The sequence below is a fragment of the Mesorhizobium sp. Mes31 genome (genome assembly GCF_024519675.1).
In the GTDB taxonomy this organism is placed as follows: domain Bacteria; phylum Pseudomonadota; class Alphaproteobacteria; order Rhizobiales; family Rhizobiaceae; genus Mesorhizobium.
The window spans coordinates 104162-122823 of record NZ_JALJRL010000010.1; the positions used below are offsets into that span (position 1 = coordinate 104162).

The 18662-nt window shown below is 63.4% G+C and carries 18 protein-coding genes and 1 pseudogene; 15 read left to right on the forward strand and 4 right to left on the reverse strand.

What is annotated here, in order from left to right:
* Window positions 1–22: 22 nt before the first annotated feature.
* The 3 genes and pseudogenes from NR193_RS18335 to NR193_RS18345 all read right to left on the reverse strand — a co-directional run bounded on the left by NR193_RS18335 (window position 23) and on the right by NR193_RS18345 (window position 1735).
* Window positions 23–358 carry a hypothetical protein gene (locus NR193_RS18335; RefSeq protein ID WP_256752190.1) on the reverse strand — a complete coding sequence of 112 codons (336 nt, stop codon included), beginning with the start codon at window positions 356–358 and terminating at the stop codon, window positions 23–25.
* A 216-nt stretch (window positions 359–574) separates the two neighbouring features.
* Window positions 575–1321: pseudogene (locus tag NR193_RS18340) on the reverse strand (YoaK family protein); the annotation flags it as partial.
* Window positions 1322–1462: 141 nt separating this feature from the next.
* Window positions 1463–1735, reverse strand: a complete 273-nt coding sequence (locus NR193_RS18345; RefSeq protein ID WP_256752191.1) for a helix-turn-helix domain-containing protein — start codon at window positions 1733–1735, stop codon at window positions 1463–1465.
* 130 nt (window positions 1736–1865) lie between these two features.
* Between NR193_RS18345 and NR193_RS18350 the strand changes: the two genes are divergently transcribed.
* Window positions 1866–2048, forward strand: a complete 183-nt coding sequence (locus NR193_RS18350; protein ID WP_256752192.1) for a hypothetical protein — start codon at window positions 1866–1868, stop codon at window positions 2046–2048.
* Window positions 2045–2257: an alkylphosphonate utilization protein gene (locus NR193_RS18355; RefSeq protein ID WP_091581971.1), complete on the forward strand. Its 213-nt coding sequence runs from the start codon at window positions 2045–2047 to the stop codon at window positions 2255–2257. Before NR193_RS18350 ends, NR193_RS18355 begins: the two co-directional genes overlap by 4 nt.
* 61 nt (window positions 2258–2318) lie before the next feature.
* Here NR193_RS18355 and NR193_RS18360 read toward each other — a convergent pair whose 3' ends face one another.
* On the reverse strand, window positions 2319–3422 hold the full coding sequence (locus NR193_RS18360) for a histidinol-phosphate transaminase (RefSeq protein ID WP_256752193.1): 1104 nt from the start codon (window positions 3420–3422) through the stop codon (window positions 2319–2321).
* Between the two features lie 218 nt (window positions 3423–3640).
* Between NR193_RS18360 and NR193_RS18365 the strand changes: the two genes are divergently transcribed.
* The 13 genes from NR193_RS18365 (at window position 3641) to NR193_RS18425 (ending at window position 18658) form a co-directional block, all read left to right on the forward strand.
* On the forward strand, window positions 3641–4414 hold the full coding sequence (locus NR193_RS18365) for an SDR family NAD(P)-dependent oxidoreductase (protein WP_256752194.1): 774 nt from the start codon (window positions 3641–3643) through the stop codon (window positions 4412–4414).
* Between the two features lie 206 nt (window positions 4415–4620).
* Window positions 4621–5943 (forward strand): histidinol dehydrogenase, encoded by a 1323-nt coding sequence (gene hisD, locus NR193_RS18370; protein WP_256752195.1) that lies wholly within the window; start codon window positions 4621–4623, stop codon window positions 5941–5943.
* A gap of 15 nt (window positions 5944–5958) precedes the next feature.
* Window positions 5959–6984: a zinc-binding dehydrogenase gene (locus NR193_RS18375; RefSeq protein WP_256752196.1), complete on the forward strand. Its 1026-nt coding sequence runs from the start codon at window positions 5959–5961 to the stop codon at window positions 6982–6984.
* A 32-nt stretch (window positions 6985–7016) separates the two neighbouring features.
* Window positions 7017–7748, forward strand: coding sequence for a histidine utilization repressor (gene hutC, locus NR193_RS18380; protein ID WP_091581982.1), 732 nt, complete (start codon window positions 7017–7019; stop codon window positions 7746–7748).
* A 30-nt stretch (window positions 7749–7778) separates the two neighbouring features.
* On the forward strand, window positions 7779–9071 hold the full coding sequence (locus NR193_RS18385; protein WP_256752197.1) for a hypothetical protein: 1293 nt from the start codon (window positions 7779–7781) through the stop codon (window positions 9069–9071).
* A 251-nt stretch (window positions 9072–9322) separates the two neighbouring features.
* Window positions 9323–10330 carry an ABC transporter substrate-binding protein gene (locus NR193_RS18390; RefSeq protein ID WP_256752198.1) on the forward strand — a complete coding sequence of 336 codons (1008 nt, stop codon included), beginning with the start codon at window positions 9323–9325 and terminating at the stop codon, window positions 10328–10330.
* A 28-nt stretch (window positions 10331–10358) separates the two neighbouring features.
* Window positions 10359–11222, forward strand: a complete 864-nt coding sequence (locus NR193_RS18395; protein ID WP_256752199.1) for an ABC transporter permease — start codon at window positions 10359–10361, stop codon at window positions 11220–11222.
* A gap of 10 nt (window positions 11223–11232) precedes the next feature.
* Window positions 11233–12024 (forward strand): ABC transporter ATP-binding protein, encoded by a 792-nt coding sequence (locus NR193_RS18400; RefSeq protein WP_256752200.1) that lies wholly within the window; start codon window positions 11233–11235, stop codon window positions 12022–12024.
* 108 nt (window positions 12025–12132) lie between these two features.
* Window positions 12133–12735 carry an ANTAR domain-containing response regulator gene (locus tag NR193_RS18405; protein ID WP_256752201.1) on the forward strand — a complete coding sequence of 201 codons (603 nt, stop codon included), beginning with the start codon at window positions 12133–12135 and terminating at the stop codon, window positions 12733–12735.
* A gap of 2 nt (window positions 12736–12737) precedes the next feature.
* The gene (locus NR193_RS18410; RefSeq protein WP_256752345.1) at window positions 12738–13976 is read left to right on the forward strand and encodes a CmpA/NrtA family ABC transporter substrate-binding protein; all 1239 of its coding nucleotides are present in this window, start codon (window positions 12738–12740) and stop codon (window positions 13974–13976) included.
* Window positions 13977–14386: 410 nt separating this feature from the next.
* On the forward strand, window positions 14387–15742 hold the full coding sequence (locus NR193_RS18415; protein WP_375162714.1) for a CmpA/NrtA family ABC transporter substrate-binding protein: 1356 nt from the start codon (window positions 14387–14389) through the stop codon (window positions 15740–15742).
* A gap of 72 nt (window positions 15743–15814) precedes the next feature.
* A complete protein-coding gene (locus NR193_RS18420) occupies window positions 15815–16900 on the forward strand; it encodes an ABC transporter permease (RefSeq protein WP_256752202.1) in 1086 nt (361 codons plus the stop codon).
* Between the two features lie 6 nt (window positions 16901–16906).
* Window positions 16907–18658 (forward strand): ABC transporter ATP-binding protein, encoded by a 1752-nt coding sequence (locus NR193_RS18425; RefSeq protein ID WP_256752203.1) that lies wholly within the window; start codon window positions 16907–16909, stop codon window positions 18656–18658.
* Window positions 18659–18662: the final 4 nt, after the last annotated feature.

The following is an 18662-nucleotide window of genomic DNA, read 5'->3' on the forward strand; positions in this document are numbered from 1 at the left end:
CATGGGGACATGGAAGTGGTCGTTATCCGCCACTGTTCTTGCGGGCGGCTGGTCTGCCTCTGCGATCCGATCCTGGCAAGATATCGTCGCCCACAAGACGGTCTTCGGACGACAGTTTGGGCGGTATGAAATGATCGATGGCGCCGGTCTCGCCCAGCCACTCTTCATAGCCGGCGTTCATTTTTGACATTAGCTCCTGCGGCTGATCCACCCCGGATTGAAACAGATCCATGAGCCGCCGCCCAAAATGTTCTCTCGCCGGGTGGCCTTTGGGAATTCCCGCCTCGGTACAGTAGTCGTTGAGAACCTTGGCGAGCATGGAGAGCTGCCTGGAGTTGATTGGATGGTCGAAAGACATTGCTTTTCCCTCATGGGCGAAAGCGTAATTGGCTCTTCCAAGCCCAAGCGCCCGAACCATGGCCGGCGACCAAGGAATTGTACGCTTCCGGCAGTCGGTTAGCGAGTCAATTCCCGATCCTGCCGATGCGATCGGTCTGTTGAACGCGGCGGCATTTTTCCGCCGTATCGGGTGGTCGGGCGGCAAGAATCACAGCTCCATGGGCTACTGCCAGAGCCGCCTCATGCGAACGGAGACATCCTCCAGGACCGGCATGGAGGCCAGCACGAGGAGAATGGCCGCGAGAAACAACGTCACCGCAAAGCCGACATGTTTGAAACCCATGGCGCCGATGACGCCGCCGACAAAGAACAATGCAACAAGCGACGCAAGCAGCCTCAGCTTCCTTCGATCCGCCTTCACGAACAGTTCGTCCGAGTCACTCCCCGAGATGTTCCAATAAAGCAGCTTGCCGAGTTCGATGCCCATGTCGGTCACCAGGCCAGTGACATGCGTTGTCCGGATTCTGGCTTCCGACAGCTTGGTGATGATGGCGTTCTGCAACCCCATGATGAAGCAAAGCAGCATCACCGTCATCGGCACGAACAGCGCTTCGTGACGTGCGAGATGGCTGCCGAGCAGACCGAAACAGATCAGCAAAACCGCTTCCAGGACAAGCGGGAACGCGTATTCGCTCTGCAGGCCCTGCCGCCTTCCCCAGTTGACCAGGACCGCCGAACAGGCCGCGCCCGCGACAAATGACAGCAAGGCCCCCAATCCGGAAAGCGCCAGCCCGATATTGCCGAGTGCCACGTGGTCGGCCATCGAGGAAACGATGCCGGACATGTGGGATGTGTACTGCTGAACCGCCAGAAAGCCGCCAGCGTTGGCGGCTCCTGCGATGAACGTCAGAAAACGAGCGAGGTGCCGGTCGGTTCTTTCGCTTCGTTCCTTTCCGGTCAGCCGGCGCAGATACACGATCATGAGCGAATCCTGCCTTTTGATGCGGCAAGTCGTGACCAGGAGTGGGGGTGCCGGGGCGGGTTCATCAACAGGTTCTGCAAGCGAAAACAAGGGATCGGCCAACGCTTGGTGCTGGCGTGAGCGAAGGTGGGCGTTTGCGGCTTAGTTTGGTGTGTCTGTCAGCGCATCGGGATGCCGGAACCTGACGCCGCGGCCGCCGTCGTCGCTGCGCACACGCTCGCTGATCAGTTCGACGCCGGCCCGGTTGAGCGCGTTGATCACTTTCATCAGACTGTCGACAACGCCTCGCACATTGCCGCGGCTGGCCTCCATTCGCTGGATGGTTGGCACGGAGACGCCCGCCATTTCCGCCAGGGTCTTCTGGTCGATGTCGAGGAGGGCGCGGGCGGCACGAAGCTGGAGGGCTGTGATCATCGAGGCATCAGTGTCTGAGTATGAGAAATGATAATCTCGATGGTATCATTGATGTACAAAACATCAATACAGACCGAAAAAATATTCATCCTCCCTTGGCATGGCGAGACCCCGAGATTATGGTGCCGGCATGACTCAACGCTATAAACTCTGTCGGGAGCCGACTGGCACCTGGGCCGTCAACGATGCTCTCACCGGGCGGCCCGCCGAGATGGGCAGCCGAACCATCGTTGGGATGAATCAGCAGGATGCCGAGGAGATCGCCGATCTTCTCAGCAAACTCGACGCACAAAGGCGGGAAACAGGATCATGAAGGTCAAAGACAGCAATGGCACGCCACTGAACGAAGGCGATTCCGTCACGCTCATCAAGGATCTCAAAGTCAAGGGCACCTCCGTTACCCTGAAACGTGGAACGCTGATCAAGAACATCCGCCTCACGGGCAACGAGGACGAGGTCGAGTGTCGGGCCGAAAAGGTCAAGGATCTGGTTCTCAGGACGGAATTCCTGAAGAAAGCCTAGGAAGTTCGGTTCGTTGGCTGACGCGGCGTCGTGGCTCGGCTCGGCGCCGGCAGGCGTGCGCTCATAGCAGGTTGGACAGAACGGCCATGAAGTGGTCGTTCTCCGAAGCCGAACCGATGCTGACGCGCACATAGGTGTCGAAGCCCTCCTGCTTCCACGGTTTGACGATGACGCCTTCGCGCAGCAGGCTTTCGGCGAATGCGGAGGCATTTTGCAGGCAGTTGAAGAACAGGAAGTTGCCTCTGGAGGGAGCGACTTCGAGGCCCTTGCTGGCGAGGAAATTCTCGACACGCGCTCTCTCCGCCCTGGCCAGCGCGACGACCCTGGCGAGGTGCTTTTCATCGGCGAGGGCCGCCAGCGCGGCGGCCTGCGCCATGCCGTTGGCGTTGAAAGGCGTGCGGACACGGTCGAGCAGCGCGCGCAGTTCCGGGTCGCCGACGATGCCGAAGCCGATGCGCAACCCGGCAAGGCCGAACGCCTTGGAAAATGTCCGAAGCACAATCCAGGACCGGTCGAGGCTGCCGAGGCAGGGCAGGGACGACGCATAGCCGTCGCCCTCGGCGTACTCTGCATAGGCTTCATCGATGACGATCAGCGTCTCGTCGCCCGCCGCATCCAGGACCCGAGACAGATCGCCGCCGGAGAGCCAGCTGCCGACCGGGTTCATCGGGTTCGAGAACAACAGCATGCGGGGCCGTTCGCGCACCGCCTCGACCAGCGCGCCGACGTTGATGGTGAGATCGCCGTTGACGGCAACGCGCTTGACGGTCGCGCCCATCAAGGTCGCGTAGTCTTCATGCAGCGGGAACGATGGATAGAGCGTGACGATCGCGTCGCCCGGCCGCAACACGGCGCGGCTGATGACTGAGAGCAGGTCTTCGGAACCGTTGCCCAGGATGATTTGATCCTCGGCGACGGCATATCTGTCGCCGATCGCCTGGCGGAGCTTGCGTCCGGCGGGGTCCGGATAGAGCCGGAACATCTCGGAGCCGGCATGCATCAGCGTGGCCAGTGTTGGGCTCGGACCGAGCGGGCTTTCGTTCGAGCCCAGTTTGGCGATCCTGGCTGGCGCGTATCGCAGCATGACCTCGTCAATGGTCAGCCCGGAATTGTAAGGTGACAGACGCGTGACTTCGGCTCGGACCATATTCGAGGCTTTCGACACAAGTGGGCTCCTCTGCGGCGGGCCGACAAGGTCATCGGCCGGGTTCTCAAACACCGGGTTTCGCGGCATTTTCCCGGGGCGGGCCGGGACGGGCGCGTCCGTGCGGCGGAATTTGTCATCACTACCGCAGCCAAAATAGTTTGTATATGCTTGTATATGGAACTTGATCTGGTAATCTCGAAACCGGCGCCGAAGACGACGCCGGCAAGGAGGATCATATGCGCAACGCTTCTCTCTTCGATCTCTCCGGCAGGAAGGCGCTCGTCACCGGCGCAAGCCGCGGCATCGGGCGCAGTATCGCCGAGGCGTTGAGTGCGGCCGGCGCCGACGTCGCGGTCACCGCGCGCACGCTGACCTCGCTGGAGGAGACCACGGCAGTCATCCGCGCGGCCGGCGGCGTGGCGCACGCCATCGCGCTTGATGTCACCGATGTCGAGCGGTGCCGGACGGCGACTGCCGAGGCCGCCAGCCTGCTTGGCGGTCTCGACGTTCTCGTCAACAATGCCGGGATGGAAGAGGTTCGGCCCTCGCTCGATGTCGACGAGGCGCTGTGGGACAGGATCGTCGACACGAACCTCAAGGGAGCGTTCTTCTGCGCCCAGGCCGCCGCGCGGCAAATGCGGGACGCCGGCCGGCCCGGCGCTATCATCAATCTGTGTTCGCTGACATCCGAAGTCGGCATTCCCACGGCGGTGCCGTATGGCTCGTCGAAGTCGGGCCTGCTCGGGATGACCCGGGCGCTCGCGGCGGAGTGGGCGGAGCTCGGCATCCGGGTCAACGCCATCGCCCCGGGCTATTTCAGGACGGCGATGACGGATGTCTTCTACAGCAGCGAGGCATGGCAGCAATCCATGCTGGCCAAGATCCCGCAGCGCCGTTTCGGCGATCTCAGCGACCTGCACGGCATCGCGGTGTTCCTCGCTTCGGATGCGGCGGCCTACATCACCGGCCAGTCCATTCCGGTCGATGGCGGCTTTCTCGCCTCGATCTGATGCGCGGGTCTGCCTGGACAGTTTCGGCTGAAAGGATGACGGAAAAATCGCTGGCGATCATTATACATACATGTATATACTTTTGGCCGTGAGAAGCCTCGAGATGGCTGTGATCCCTGTCCCGGTCGACCTGTCGACCTCCAGAAGAGTGGCCGACCAGCGCCAACCAACATCGCTTTCCAAGAGTTCCAAGAGAAGGAGCAGCCATGTCCGACATCAGCTTCCACGACCTGTCATCCATCGGCGCCGACCAGCGCGCCAGCCTGCTGAAGCGCGCCGAGGGCGATCTGACGGTCTTCATCGAAAAAGTCCGTCCGATCATCCAGGCCGTCAAGGACGAGGGCGACGCCGCCTTGATCCGCTTCGCGCGGGAACTCGACAAGGCCGATGTGGCCGAGGGCGAACTGAAGGTGTCGGAGCGGGAGTTCGACGCGGCATTCGACAAGGTCGAAAAGGATGTCGTGGAGAGCATCAAGTTCGGCATCGACAACATCCGGCGCTTCCATGAAGAGCAGAAGCCGGAAACGATGTGGCTCAAGGAAGTCCGGCCGGGCGCCTATGCCGGCGACCGGTACACGCCGATCGCTTCCGTCGCGCTCTACGTGCCGCGCGGCAAGGGCGCCTTCCCGTCGGTGACGATGATGACGTCGGTTCCGGCGGTGATTGCCGGCGTGCCACAGATCGCCATCGTGACGCCGCCGACATCGGATGGTTCCGTGGACGCGGCCACCCTCGTCGCTGCTCGTCTCGCCGGTGTGGGAACCGTGTACAAATGCGGTGGTGCGCAAGCCGTCGCCGCCGTCGCCTACGGCACCGAGACGGTGAAGCCGGCGCTCAAGATCGTCGGCCCCGGCAGCCCGTGGGTGGTGGCGGCCAAGAGCGTGCTGTCGTCGATCATCAACACAGGCCTGCCTGCCGGCCCGTCGGAAGCGATCATCTTCGCCGATGACAGCGTCGACGGCGGCCTTGCCGCGCTCGACCTCCTGATCGAAGCCGAACACGGCCCGGATTCCTCGGCCTATCTGGTGACGCACAGCCGCAAGGTCGCCGAAGAGGCGCTCGCGGCACTTCCCGAGCACTGGGCGCGGATGACCGAACAGCGTGTGGAGTTTTCGCGCGCGGTGCTGACGGGAAAGCGCGGCGGCATCGTGCTGACCGCGTCGCTGGAAGACAGCTACCGCTTCATCAACGACTATGCGCCCGAACACCTCGAGATCCTGTCGAAGGAGCCGTTCGCGCATCTCGGACACATCACCGAGGCGGCCGAAATCCTGATGGGTCCGCACACGCCGGTGACCCTTGCCAACTTCGTCCTCGGGCCAAACGCGGTGCTGCCGACCAGCCGCTGGGCGCGGACCTACGGGCCGCTCTCGGTGACGGATTTCGTCAAGCGCTCGTCGGTCGGCTATGTCACGTCGGCCGCCTATCCGGAACTGGCGCTGCATGCCCGCAGGCTCGCCCGTTACGAAGGGTTCAGCTCGCATGAGAACGCGGTCTCGGAGATCCGCGACCGCTATCTCGCCGGCTGAGCGGAAGCGATCGCGATGAAGGCGGCACGACTCTATGGACCCGGCGATCTGCGCGTCGAGGATATCGCCGCGCCAGGCGCGCCGGATGCGGGGTGGGTGAAGCTCAGGGTCGATGCCGCCGGTATCTGCGGTTCGGACCTGCACAATTTCCGTACCGGTCAATGGATAAGCCGGTCGCCTTCGACGGCGGGTCACGAACTGACCGGCACGGTCACCGCCATCGGCGAGGGCGTCGACACCGTCGGCGTCGGCGACAGGGTGGTCGCCGATTCCCGTTTCTGGTGCGGAGACTGCGCGCAATGCCGTGCCGGAAGGCGGCATCTCTGCGGCTCGCTGGGGTTCGTGGGAGAAATCTGCGACGGCGGATTTGCCGAACAGGCGGTGTTGCCCGCACGCCTGCTGCATGTGATCGATGCCGCGCTCGACGAGCGGGTCGCGGCGATGGCCGAGCCGCTCGCCGTGGCGCTGCACGCGGTGCGGCGGCTGCCGAAAACGGCGGGCTCGGTGCTTGTCGTCGGCTGCGGGCCCATCGGCGGTCTTGCCGCGCTGCTGCTCTCCCGAACCTTCGCCGGCACCTTGCTCGTCGCCGACCGCAACCAGGCCCGCTGTGCCCGCGTGGCGCGGGTGACGGGTGCGACGATCGTCGATCTCAACCGCGATACCATTGCCGCCGCGACCGCCAATGCCCCGTTGCTGTCGGCCGTCGAGGCGACCGGCAGCATCGCGGCATTCAATCAGTTGCTCGGCGTTCTCGATTCCGGCGGCACGGTGGCGATGGTCGGCATCTTCCACGGCCGCCTCGACATCGACCCCAACACATTGGTCGAACGCGAAATCGCATTGCTGGGATGCCATGCCTTCGCCGACGAGCTGCCCGACGCCGTGCGGATGCTGGGTGAACTCAGCGAGCCGCTGCTGGCCCTGATCGACCGCGAGATCGGCCTGGATGAGGTTCCCGCTGCCTATGAGCGGCTGCTGGCGGGACAGAGCGACGGCTTGAAAACAATCATCCGCATGCTGCAACCTGTCGAGCATGGGTGACTTCCGATAAATCGCCGGAAAGGACTTTTGAGATGATCGATTTGCCCGATACGGCCAGCCCTCTCTACGAGAAGGTGAAGGATTACATCCTGACCAACATCGGAACGGGCCGGTGGGGCAAGGATCGCAAGCTGCCGTCCGAGAATGAGTTGGTGGCTTCGCTGGGCGTGTCGCGGATGACGGTTCACCGGGCTTTGCGGGAACTGACCGCGGCGGGCTTCCTGATCCGCCTGCAAGGCGTGGGTACATTCATCGCGCCGCCCCGGCCGCAATCGACGCTGATCGAGATCAACAACATCGCGGCGGAGATCGTCGAGCGCGGCAACAGGCATCGCTCCGAAGTCCTCGTCCTTGAAACGATCATGCCGACAAAGGAGCTCGCGCTGTCGTTCGAGTTCGCAAAGCGTGTCCCGATCTATCATTCCGTCGTCGTCAATTTCGAGAACGACCTGCCGGTGCAGCTGGAAGAGCGTTTCGTCAATCCAAGCCTGATACCCGACTATGACAAGCAGGACTTCACCAAGACGGCGACCTACGACTACCTGATGCAGAAAACCCCGGTGACCGAGGTCGAGCATATCATCTCGGCCATCCCGGCCGACAAGGAGACGGCGCGGCATCTGGGCATCGATGTCGGCAGCTGCTGCCTGCTTCTGCACCGCCGGACGTGGACGGGCGCGGTCGTCGCCACGATCAGCAAGCTGACCTATGCCGGCAGCCGCTACTCGCTCGGCAGCCGCTATTCCCCTTCCAGGACCAACTGACGGCAACGGCCTGGCCAGAAGGAACGACAGATGACGCCGACACCGAGCCGCACGGCGCGGATCCGGGCCCTCGCGCAACACGATGTCGCCGAGGCGCAGCGCGCGCTGTCGGCATTGCTGGGGGACCTGTTCGAGATAAGCCCTTCCAATGTCCGCATCAATTTCGACAAATACAGCCTCAATTCGTTGAACGGCTTCTTCGAGGATGACGGCAAGGCTTACTTCTTCAAGTTCCATCAGGAGGAACGGGAAGAGGTGATGACGGGCGAGTATTATCGGGCCGAGATCCTGTCCCGCGCCGGCCTGCCGGTCGACCAACCCGTGCATATGTCCGCCCAGCCCGGCGAGCAGATCCTCGTCTATCGCCGCCGCACCGATCCGAGATTTTCGGATGTGCTGTTCGCACTGGACGCGCAGGACGATACCGGCAAACGGCGCGAGGCCGTTCTTGCCGAGCGCGACCTGTCAGCCAGGCTGCTCGAGGTCTATCTCGCGACGCTGCATCCCGTCACCGTCGCGCAGGTGGAGGCGGAGCCGATCCACCGGCTCTTCTACGAGCGCCTGGTCGATGCCGATACACGCTCGTTTCCAGGTGGGCGGCTGGCCGATTTCTATGTCGGCAAGCCGTTCGTCTTTCCTGGCGTGGAACTGGGCTGGGATCGGTTTTCCCGGCTGAAATTCGTCATCAACGGCCAGCGCTATGGCAACAGCGTCGGCGAGCTTTTCGATGCCGCGGCAGTGCGCCTGCGGCCGGACAGGCTTGCCGATGCCGGCGGCGTGGTCGCGCATGGCGACGCCCACAACGCCAATGTCTGGTACACGGCGAAGGCGGGGAGGGCTGAACTGTCCTTCTTCGATCCCGCCTTTGCCGGCTCGCATATCCCGACGCTGCTGGCGGAGGTCAAGGCGACGTTCCACAACATCTTCGCCCATCCGTTCTGGCTCTACGATCCGGCCACGGCGACCGAGGCTTTTCGCGCGCGGGCGCGGCTGGACGGAAACCTGCTCCATGTCGACACGGACTGGGACCTGAGCCCGGTGCGTCGCGACCTGCTGGAGGTCAAGGCGACGGCGCTGTGGCGGCCATTGCTGCTGGACCTCAAGCGGCGCGGCATGCTGCCGGCGGATTGGCGCGCGGTGCTGCGCTTAGGGCTCTTCCTGTCGCCGACGCTGGTCATGAACCTGCGCGCCGGCGCGCGCAGCCACACGCCGGTCTCCTCGCTCATTGCCTTTTCAGTCGCGGTCATGGTCGGCAGCGAGCCCGATGCAGGGGCCGATCGGGTGACCGATTTCCTCGACCGGATCGATCCTGACAGAGCATGAATGATCGTCGCGGAAAGGCCGTCGGATGGGCCCGATCGAGGCAGAAAATTGAGTCAATCCAACTTGTATATGCATGTATGTATTTTAGCCTTGACATCCGCTGCCGCTGACGCTGAAATATCCTTGCACTTCACCATGAAGTGGCAGGTATGACGCCGAGGCACAGTGCCGCAAGAGCAGAAGCCCGCAGTCTCACCAGACCGGATGCTTGGTTGAAAAAAAGCGGTCTGATCATCAAGGGGAACAGGATGATGCGTAACCTAACAGGACAATTTCGTGCGCTCGTGATGGCTGCCGCCATCGGGCTCGCCGCCGCCCCGGCCGCCTATGCCGCCGATGCGGCCATTCCCACCACGCCCGAAGCCGGAGCGTTCAAGATCGGCATCGAGCCCTGGCTTGGATATGGCCAATGGCATGTCGCCGACGCCAAGGCGCTGTTCAAGGCAAACGGGCTGACGGACGTTCAGATCGTCAACTTCGCCGAGGACAAGGACATCAACGCGGCGCTGGCCAGCGGCCAGCTCGACGCCGCCAACATCGCCACCCACACGGCGATGGGCATGGTCGCGGCCGGCCTGCCGGTGAAGATCGTGCTGCTGCTCGACGTCAGCATGACGGCCGACGCCATGATCGCCGGCAAGGACATCACCTCGATCAAGGACCTCAAGGGCAAGGAGGTCGCCTTCGAGGAAGGCACGACGAGCGACATCCTGCTCAAATACGCGCTCGCCAAGAACGGCATGTCGATCGACGATGTGAAGCCGGTTCCGATGCCGGCCGCGGATGCCGGCGGCGCCTTGATCGCGGGCCGCGTGCCGGTCGCGGTCACCTACGAGCCGTACCTCACCGTCGCCATGGCGCAGAACAAGGACGTCAAGCTGCTGTTCACCGCCGGCGAGGATCCCGGCCTGATCAGCGACGTGCTGGTGGTGCGCGACGAGGTGATCAAGTCGCGGCCCGGCCAGGTGCTGGCCATGATCAAGAGCTGGGACGCGGCGCTCAAGGATTACAAAGCCGACACGCCCGGTGGCCGCGCCATCATCGCCAAGGCCGTCGGTTCGGACGTCAAGGACCTCAACACCGCTTTCGACGGCGTGCGCTACTACTCTCTCGCCGAAAACAAGACCGCGCTCACCGGCGATTTCACCACCAAGACATTCGCCGATGTCGAAGCGGCGGCCAAGAACGCCAAGCTGCTGCAGGCCGACGTGACGCCGGAGCAGATGATCGACCCGTCCTTCGTCAAGGCGGCGGAATGACGAAGGCCGGATCGCGGTGGTGACACAGATGTCCGGGGAGCCCTCCGCGAAAACGGTCCCGGCTCGTGCCGCACCGGGCCCGGTCACCAAACAGGCGAGGCGCCGCCCATCCTCCGGGATCGGCGTGCCGATCGCCAGGTCGCGTTTCCTGATGATCGCGGTGGCTGTCTTTGTCGGGCTTGGCCTGGCCTGGTGGGCGGCGACCGGACTGGAGTGGGTGAAACCCATCTTCCTGCCGTCGCCGGGCAGCGTCGCGACCCAGATCGCCAAGCTCGCTGCCGACGGCACGTTGTGGCTGGACCTCAAGGCCTCGATGTACCGGATTTCCATCGGCTTCCTCATCGCCTCGGCACTGTCCATACCGATCGGCGTGCTGATCGGCAGTTTCCGTTCCTGGGAAGCGGGTATCGAGCCGCTGGTGGATTTCATCCGCTACATGCCGGTGGTCGCCTTCGTGCCGCTCTCCATCCTGTGGGCCGGGACCGGCGATACGCAGAAGTTCCTGATCATCTTCATCGGTACCTTTTTCCAGCAGGTGCTGATGATCATGGACAACGTAAAACGGGTTCCCACAGATTTCATCGGCCTCGGGCGCACGCTCGGCCTGTCGGATCGCAAGATCCTGACGCGCATCGTCGTACCCAGCGCCTTGCCGGGTATCTGGGATACGCTGCGCATCAGCCTGGGTTGGGCATGGACGTGGCTGGTGCTGGCCGAACTCGTCGCGGCGACATCGGGGCTCGGCTATCGCATCACCGTGTCGCAGCGCTATTTCCAGACAAACACCATCATCGGCTACATCCTGCTCCTGGGTGTGCTCGGCCTCATCACCGACCAGGTGATGAAGGCGCTGGAAAAGGTGCTGTTCCGGCAGGATGGCCACTCGCAATGAGGCACGGTCGATGAGTCCTCCCAAATTGCGGATCGCCGGCCTCCACAAGAGCTTCGGCACGGGCGAGCGGCGCACCGAGGTGCTGCGGGACATCAACCTCGATCTTGCCGACAATGAGTTCGTCTCGCTCGTCGGCACGTCGGGTTGCGGCAAGAGCACGCTGCTGTCGATCGTCGCCGGACTGCAGGACTTCGACGCCGGCGATCTCAGCATCGACGGCGCGCCGATCCTGCAGCCGGGTCTCGACCGTGGCGTCGTCTTCCAGTCCTACACGCTGCTTCCCTGGCTGACGGCGCGGCAGAACATCGAGTTCGCCCTCAAGGCCGCGGGTTACGATCGCGCGACCTGCCGCAGGATCGCGCTCGAGCATCTCGACCTCGTCAAGCTGTCGCACAGCGCCGACCGCTACCCGTCCGAACTCTCGGGCGGCATGAAGCAGCGCGTGGCCATCGCGCGTGCGCTTTCCTATCGGCCCAAGATGCTGTTGATGGACGAGCCCTTCGGCGCGCTCGATGCCTTGACCCGGCATCAGATGCAGGAACTCCTGACCCAGATCTGGGAAGAACACCGGCTCACCGTGCTGTTCGTCACGCATGACGTCGAGGAGGCCGTCTACCTGTCGGACCGCATCGTCGTCATGGGGATCGGCCCGGGACGCATCACGCAGACCTTCAACGTCGATATCGAGCGGCCGCGCCGGGAAGAGGTGATGGAAAGCCCGGCTTTCATGGATCTGCAGCGCGGCGTGCACAAGGCCATCCGCGAAGGGTCAAAACGCCCCGAAATGGCGTTGGCGGGGTGATGCATCGGCGCCGGACCCCGGCGCCGTGCCGTTATCCAGATCATCATCCATTGCGATCAGCAGGCCATGCCGCATTGCACAAATTCTTCGCATGGGCACAATGCAGGAATGGTTCGCAGTTCACTCGCCGTCCTGGTCATCGACGAAAACCGCATCCGCGCCTCGATCATCGAGGCGGGACTGCGCGAGGCCGGCCATGAGCGGGTCACCGTCATCCACGACGTGACCGGCATCGCGCGGCGCATCGCCGAGATCGAGCCCGACGTCATCGTCATCGATCTCGAAAACCCCAACCGCGACATGCTGGAGAACATGTTCCAGCTTTCGCGCGCGGTGAAGCGGCCGATCGCCATGTTCGTCGACCGCTCCGACCAGGCCTCGATCGAGGCGGCGGTCGATGCCGGCGTGTCGGCCTATGTCGTCGACGGCCTGCGGCAGGAGCGCGTCAAGCCGATCCTCGACATGGCGGTCAGCCGCTTCAACGCCTTCTCGCGCATGGCGCGCGAACTGGAAGAGGCGCGCAGCGAGCTCGAGAGCCGCAAGGTGATCGATCGCGCCAAGGGCATCCTGATGAAGTCGCGCGGCCTGAGCGAAGAGGCCGCCTACACGCTGCTGCGCAAGACGGCGATGAACCAGAACCGCAAGATCAGCGACATCGCCCAGAGCCTGGTGACCGCCGCAGGGCTGCTGGGACCGGCGGAGGACGAATGAGCATGGGCGCCGAGCACCAGATCACCGCCGGCTTCATGCCGCTCTTCGACAGCGCCGTGCTGGTCGCCGCAAGCGAGTTGGGCTTCGCCGCACGCGAAGGCATCGATCTCACGCTGCACCGCGAGACGTCGTGGGCCAACATCCGCGACCGCATCGCCATCGGCCACTTCCATCTCGCGCACATGCTCGGGCCGATGCCGCTCGCCTGCAATCTCGGGCTGACGCCGCTCGCTTCCGAGACCATCGTGCCGTTCTCGCTGGGGCTCGGCGGCAATTGCGTCACCATCTCCAACGCCGTCTGGGACGGCATGGCTGCGCACGGCGCCGCGCCTGATCTCGATCCGGCGCGCGCTGGTGCAGCACTTGGCGCGCTCATTCGCGAGCGCGCTGCCGCCGGCCACGATCCGTTGCGCTTCGCTGTCGTGCACCCGCATTCCGGGCACAATTACGAACTGCGCTACTGGCTTGCCGCTTGCGGCATCGATCCGGCGCGCGAGATCGAGATCGTCATCGTGCCGCCGCCCTTCATGGCCGACGCGCTGGCCACGGGGCGGATCGACGGCTACTGCGTCGGCGAGCCCTGGAACAGCGCCTCGGTCGCCGCCGGCACCGGCCACATCGTCACCGTCAAGGCACTGTTGTGGCGCAACAGCCCGGAGAAGGTGATCGGCGTGCGCAAAGCCTGGGCCGAGCAGTCCCCCGAGGCGCTGGCGGCGCTCTTGCGCGCGCTGCATCACTCGGCGCGCTGGTGCCAGGATCCGGCCAACCACGGCGAACTGGCTGATGTGATGGCGCAGCCGGGCTTCCTCGGCCTGCCGCCGGCCGTCCTGATGCCGATCCTGACCGGCCATCTCCAGTTGGGCGGCGGCGCGGAGCGCACCATCGACGACTTCTTCCTGCCCTTCGACAAGGCGGCCAACTTTCCCTGGAAGAGCCATGCGCTGTGGTTCTACACGCAGATGGTGCGCTGGGGACATGTGGCGCACACGCCGGAAAATCTCGCCATTGCCCGCGACTGCTACCGGCCAGACCTCTACCGCTCGGCGCTGAAGCCGCTTGGCGTCGCACTTCCCGGCGCCAATTCGAAGGTCGAGGGCGCGTTGAGCGCGGCCACGGCGGTCGGCGCGACAGGGGCGGGCCTGGTGCTCGGTCCGGACGGTTTCTTCGACGGCCAGATCTTCGATCCGGACGAGATCGACGGCTACATCGCCGCCCAGAAATCAGCCCGCGCGGAAGCCTGACCATTTCCGCGCCATTCTTGTGCATTGCACAAAAATTGTGCGCGTGATTGCTCCAATGAACAATCTTTGGCCTGTTCGCGATATTGCCCGGCGCGCCCGCGACCGGCGCCTATTGCTGATTCCATTGGAATTTTTCCTCTCGCCTCAAACTGGCACGGTTCATGCTTTGAAATAGCCAGGCCCCTCGCGGGTCACGGAACAGGCGTCCAATGGCGGGCGCCACAGGCAAAGCTGCCGCTCAGGTCAAGACGCGATCCGGATTTCCGGACGCGAAGACCTGGCCGGCGGCTTTTTTGTTTTGGAATCGCGTTCAACCGGAGACGACGATGAAGAAGACCATGAAGAAATGGATCGGGACTGGAACATCGCTTGGAGATGTGACGCGTCGCGATTTTCTTGTCAGCAGTGCGATGACGGCCGGCCTGTTCATGGCGGCGCATACGCTGTTTCCCGTCGGTGCCCATGCCGAGATGCTTGCAGTCGAAAAGGACGAACTGAAATTCGGCTTCATCAAGCTCACCGACATGGCGCCGCTCGCCGTCGCCAAGGAGCTTGGCTACTTCGAGGACGAGGGGCTCTATGTGACGCTCGAACCGCAGGCCAACTGGAAGGTCCTGCTCGATGGGGTGATCACCGGTCAGCTCGACGGGGCCCACATGCTGGCCGGCCAGCCGCTTGCCGCGACTATCGGCTATGGCACCAAGGCCGAACTGGTGACGCCGTTCTCCATGGATCTGAACGGTAACGGCATCACCGTTTCCAATGCGGTCTGGGAGATGATGAAGCCCAACATTCCGGTCGAAAACGGCAAGCCCGTCCATCCGATCAAGGCCGACGCCCTGAAGCCTGTCGTCGATCAGTTCAAGGCCGAGGGAAAGTCGTTCAACATGGGCATGGTCTTCCCGGTTTCGACGCACAATTACGAGCTGCGTTACTGGCTGGCCTCCGGAGGCATCAATCCTGGCTTCTATTCGCCTGAGGACACATCCGGCCAGATCAAGGCGGACGCGCTGCTTTCGGTCACCCCACCACCACAAATGCCGGCCACGCTCGAGGCCGGCACCATCGTCGGCTATTGCGTCGGCGAACCGTGGAACCAGGCCGCCGTATTCAAGGGCATCGGCGTTCCGGTCATCACCGACTACGAGATATGGAAGAACAATCCGGAAAAAGTGTTCGGCATGACCAAGGAGTTCACGCAGAAATATCCCAACACCACGCTTGCGATCACCAAGGCGTTGATCCGCGCGGCGATCTGGCTGGACGAGAACAACAATGCCAACCGGCTCGCGGCGGTCAAGATGCTCGCCAAGCCGGAATATGTCGGCGCCGACGAGGCGGTCATCGCCAATTCGATGACCGGCACGTTCGAATACGAAAAGGGCGATAGGCGGGACGTTCCGGACTTCAACGTCTTCTTCCGCCATTTCGCAACCTATCCCTACTATTCCGATGCCGTCTGGTACCTGACCCAGATGCGGCGCTGGGGCCAGATCCCGGTCGGCAAGGACGACCAGTGGTACGCCAACACGGCAAAATCCGTCTACCTGCCCGACATCTATCTCAAGGCCGCAAAAATGCTGGTCGACGAAGGTAAGGCCAACAAGGCCGACTTCCCATGGGACAGCGACGGCTACAAGGCGCCGACGGCCGAGTTTATCGACGGCGTGACCTACGACGGCAAGAAGCCCAACGCCTACATCGACAGCCTCCCCATCGGATTGAAGGGCAACCAGGTCGTCCAGGGCACCGAAATTGCTGGCTGACGAAGTCGCACCGGCGGCCGGCCATCTCCGGCCGCCACCTAGCTAGACCATGAAGACAGGAACCGTTCACTGATGACATTCGCAACGGGAACAAGTGCCGCGCTGGACACCGCCCGCGCCATGCGCAAGGGGCGGCTTATCGCGCGCATCAACAGCGCCGCGAGATGGCTTGAAGTGCTTGGCCTCGCCTGGCTGGCGCCGGTCCTCAGGATCGCCGTCGGCGACAATGTCTCCGAGCAGCTGGGCGAACTGAAGCGCGTCCTCATCATCCCTTTGCTCGGCATCGCCGTTTTCCTGACGGCATGGGGCGTGCTTGCACCGCGCGTGCAGACGTCGCTTGGCGCCATTCCAGGGCCGGTCCAGGTCTGGGAGCAGGTCGGTGTCCTGTGGGCCGACCATTGGGCCGAACGAGAAAAGGAAGCGGCATTCTACCAGCGGCTTGAAGCGCGCAATGCGCAACTCGTGGCGGGGGGTAAGGCCGACCAGGTCAAGCAGCGGGCCTATACCGGCAAGCCGACTTATTTCGACCAGATACTCACATCTCTCGAGACGGTCGGTCTGGGATTCTTGATCGCCACAATCGTCGCTGTGCCGCTTGGTATCGCATCCGGACTTTCCAAGACGTTCAACGGCGCCATCAATCCGCTGGTTCAGATCTTCAAACCGGTCTCGCCTTTGGCATGGCTGCCAATCGTGACGATGATCGTCTCCGCGGTCTATGTGGATACGAGCGAAGCGATGCCAAAGTCGCTGGTCATTTCCGCCGTCACCGTGACCCTCTGCTCGCTCTGGCCGACGCTGATCAACACCGCGCTAGGCGTCGCTTCGATCGATAAGGATCTCGTCAATGTCGGCAAGGTGCTGCAGCTTTCGACAGCCACCACGATCCGCAAGCTGGTCCTGCCTTCGGCGCTGCCGCTGATCTTCACCGGGCTGCGGCTGTCGCTTGGCGTGGGCTGGATGGTGCTCATCGCAGCCGAAATGCTGGCCCAGAATCCGGGCCTGGGCAAATTCGTCTGGGACGAATTCCAGAACGGGTCGTCCACGTCGCTCGCCCGCATCATGGTCGCCGTGCTCACCATCGGCATCATCGGCTTCGTGCTGGACCGCATCATGTTCGCGCTGCAGTCGGCGCTGACCTTCTCGGCCAACAGGTAGAGCGCGATGGTTATTCTTGAAGTGACCGGCCTGTCGAAAGCCTATGGGGAGGGGACTAGACGCACCGAGATCCTGTCCGATATCAACCTCAAGGTCGAGGAAGGCGAGTTCATAGCCATTGTCGGGTTTTCCGGCTCCGGCAAGACGACGCTGATTTCGGCGATCGCTGGCCTCGTTCGGCCAGACAGCGGCGGCGTGCTGGTGCGCGGCAAGGAAATCGACGGGCCCGGACCCGATCGCGGCGTGGTCTTCCAGTCCTATTCGCTGATGCCGTGGCTTTCGGTCTACGGCAATGTCGCGCTGGCGGTTGATGCCGTCCTTAAGGCCGAGCCGAAGGCCGAGCGGCAGGCGATCACCCGGCGATACATCGATCTGGTCGGCCTCTCGCACGCCATCGACCGCAAGCCGGCCGAGCTTTCCGGCGGCATGCGCCAGCGCGTGTCGGTCGCCCGCGCTCTTGCCACACGGCCGGACATCCTCCTTCTCGACGAGCCCTTGTCGGCGCTCGATGCGCTCACCCGCTCGAAGCTGCAGGACGAGCTGGCCGACATCTGCGGCAAGGAGAAGAAGACCATCATCCTCATCACCAACGACGTCGACGAGGCGATCCTGCTCGCCGACCGGATTATCCCATTGAAGCCAGGGCCGAAGGCGACGCTTGGGCCATCGTTCCGTGTCAACATCGAACGGCCGCGCAACCGCGCGGCAATGAACCATGACGAGGAGTTTATCCGCCTTCGCGCCGCGGTGACCCAGTATCTGATCGACGCCGGCGCCGAAGGCGGCGACCTCGAAAGCGGCATCCAACTGCCGAACGTCGTGCCGATCACGCAAAAGAGCGCACCGCCAAAAGCTTATCGCGACGCGTCGGCCTCGCCGGTCGAGGACCGCTATGTCGAGTTCTATGAGGTGTGCAAGGTCTATCCGACGCCGAAAGGCCCGGTCACGGTCGTCGACGGGTTCGACCTCAAGATGAAGAAGGGCGAATTCATCACGCTGATCGGCCATTCCGGCTGCGGCAAGTCGACGGTGTTGTCGATGGCGGCCGGCCTGAACGGTATTTCCAGCGGCGGTATCGTGCTTGATGGCAAGGAGGTGACGGGCGCCGGTCCGGAGCGCGCGGTGGTCTTCCAGGCGCCGTCGCTGATGCCATGGCTCACCGCGCGCGAGAATGTCGCGCTTGGCGTCGACCGGGTTTATCCAGACGCGACGCCGGCCGAGCGCAAGGACGTCATCGAATATTACCTGCACCGCGTCGGGCTCGGCGATTCCATGCACAGGCTTGCCGCCGAGCTCTCCAACGGCATGAAGCAGCGCGTCGGCATCGCCCGCGCCTTTTCGCTGTCACCCAAGCTGCTGCTGCTCGACGAGCCGTTCGGCATGCTGGATTCGCTGACCCGCTGGGAACTGCAGGACGTTCTCATGGACGTATGGAAGCGGACCCAGGTGACGGCCATCTGCGTCACCCATGACGTCGATGAGGCGATCCTGCTGGCGGACCGCGTGGTGATGATGTCGAACGGTCCCAATGCCCGGATCGGCAACATCATGGAGGTGGACTTGCCCAGGCCGCGCTCACGCAAGGCGCTGCTCGCCCATCCGCACTACTACGCCTACCGGGAAGAACTGCTCGGGTTTCTCGAAGCCTTTGAAGGCGGCGCCAATCCGGATCCGGCGCTGTTGGAACAGATCAAGCAAAACCGCGCGGACCGCATGCGCGAGGGCGGCAGCGCGCCCCGCGTCGCGGCCGCGGAATAGGAGG

Excerpts from the sequence above, each read along its gene's own strand:
- NR193_RS18390 (WP_256752198.1), top strand. The coding sequence starts at position 9,323 with ATGCGTAACCTAACAGGACAATTTCGTGCGCTCGTGATGGCTGCCGCC.
- NR193_RS18395 (WP_256752199.1), top strand. The coding sequence starts at position 10,359 with ATGTCCGGGGAGCCCTCCGCGAAAACGGTCCCGGCTCGTGCCGCACCG.
- NR193_RS18420 (WP_256752202.1), top strand. The coding sequence starts at position 15,815 with ATGACATTCGCAACGGGAACAAGTGCCGCGCTGGACACCGCCCGCGCC.
- NR193_RS18415 (WP_375162714.1), top strand. The coding sequence starts at position 14,387 with ATGACGGCCGGCCTGTTCATGGCGGCGCATACGCTGTTTCCCGTCGGT.
- NR193_RS18350 (WP_256752192.1), top strand. The coding sequence starts at position 1,866 with ATGACTCAACGCTATAAACTCTGTCGGGAGCCGACTGGCACCTGGGCC.
- NR193_RS18410 (WP_256752345.1), top strand. The coding sequence starts at position 12,738 with ATGGGCGCCGAGCACCAGATCACCGCCGGCTTCATGCCGCTCTTCGAC.
- NR193_RS18345 (WP_256752191.1), bottom strand. The coding sequence starts at position 1,735 with ATGATCACAGCCCTCCAGCTTCGTGCCGCCCGCGCCCTCCTCGACATC.
- NR193_RS18385 (WP_256752197.1), top strand. The coding sequence starts at position 7,779 with ATGACGCCGACACCGAGCCGCACGGCGCGGATCCGGGCCCTCGCGCAA.
- hutC (WP_091581982.1), top strand. The coding sequence starts at position 7,017 with ATGATCGATTTGCCCGATACGGCCAGCCCTCTCTACGAGAAGGTGAAG.
- NR193_RS18375 (WP_256752196.1), top strand. The coding sequence starts at position 5,959 with ATGAAGGCGGCACGACTCTATGGACCCGGCGATCTGCGCGTCGAGGAT.
- NR193_RS18425 (WP_256752203.1), top strand. The coding sequence starts at position 16,907 with ATGGTTATTCTTGAAGTGACCGGCCTGTCGAAAGCCTATGGGGAGGGG.
- hisD (WP_256752195.1), top strand. The coding sequence starts at position 4,621 with ATGTCCGACATCAGCTTCCACGACCTGTCATCCATCGGCGCCGACCAG.
- NR193_RS18355 (WP_091581971.1), top strand. The coding sequence starts at position 2,045 with ATGAAGGTCAAAGACAGCAATGGCACGCCACTGAACGAAGGCGATTCC.
- NR193_RS18400 (WP_256752200.1), top strand. The coding sequence starts at position 11,233 with ATGAGTCCTCCCAAATTGCGGATCGCCGGCCTCCACAAGAGCTTCGGC.
- NR193_RS18405 (WP_256752201.1), top strand. The coding sequence starts at position 12,133 with ATGGTTCGCAGTTCACTCGCCGTCCTGGTCATCGACGAAAACCGCATC.
- NR193_RS18335 (WP_256752190.1), bottom strand. The coding sequence starts at position 358 with ATGTCTTTCGACCATCCAATCAACTCCAGGCAGCTCTCCATGCTCGCC.
- NR193_RS18365 (WP_256752194.1), top strand. The coding sequence starts at position 3,641 with ATGCGCAACGCTTCTCTCTTCGATCTCTCCGGCAGGAAGGCGCTCGTC.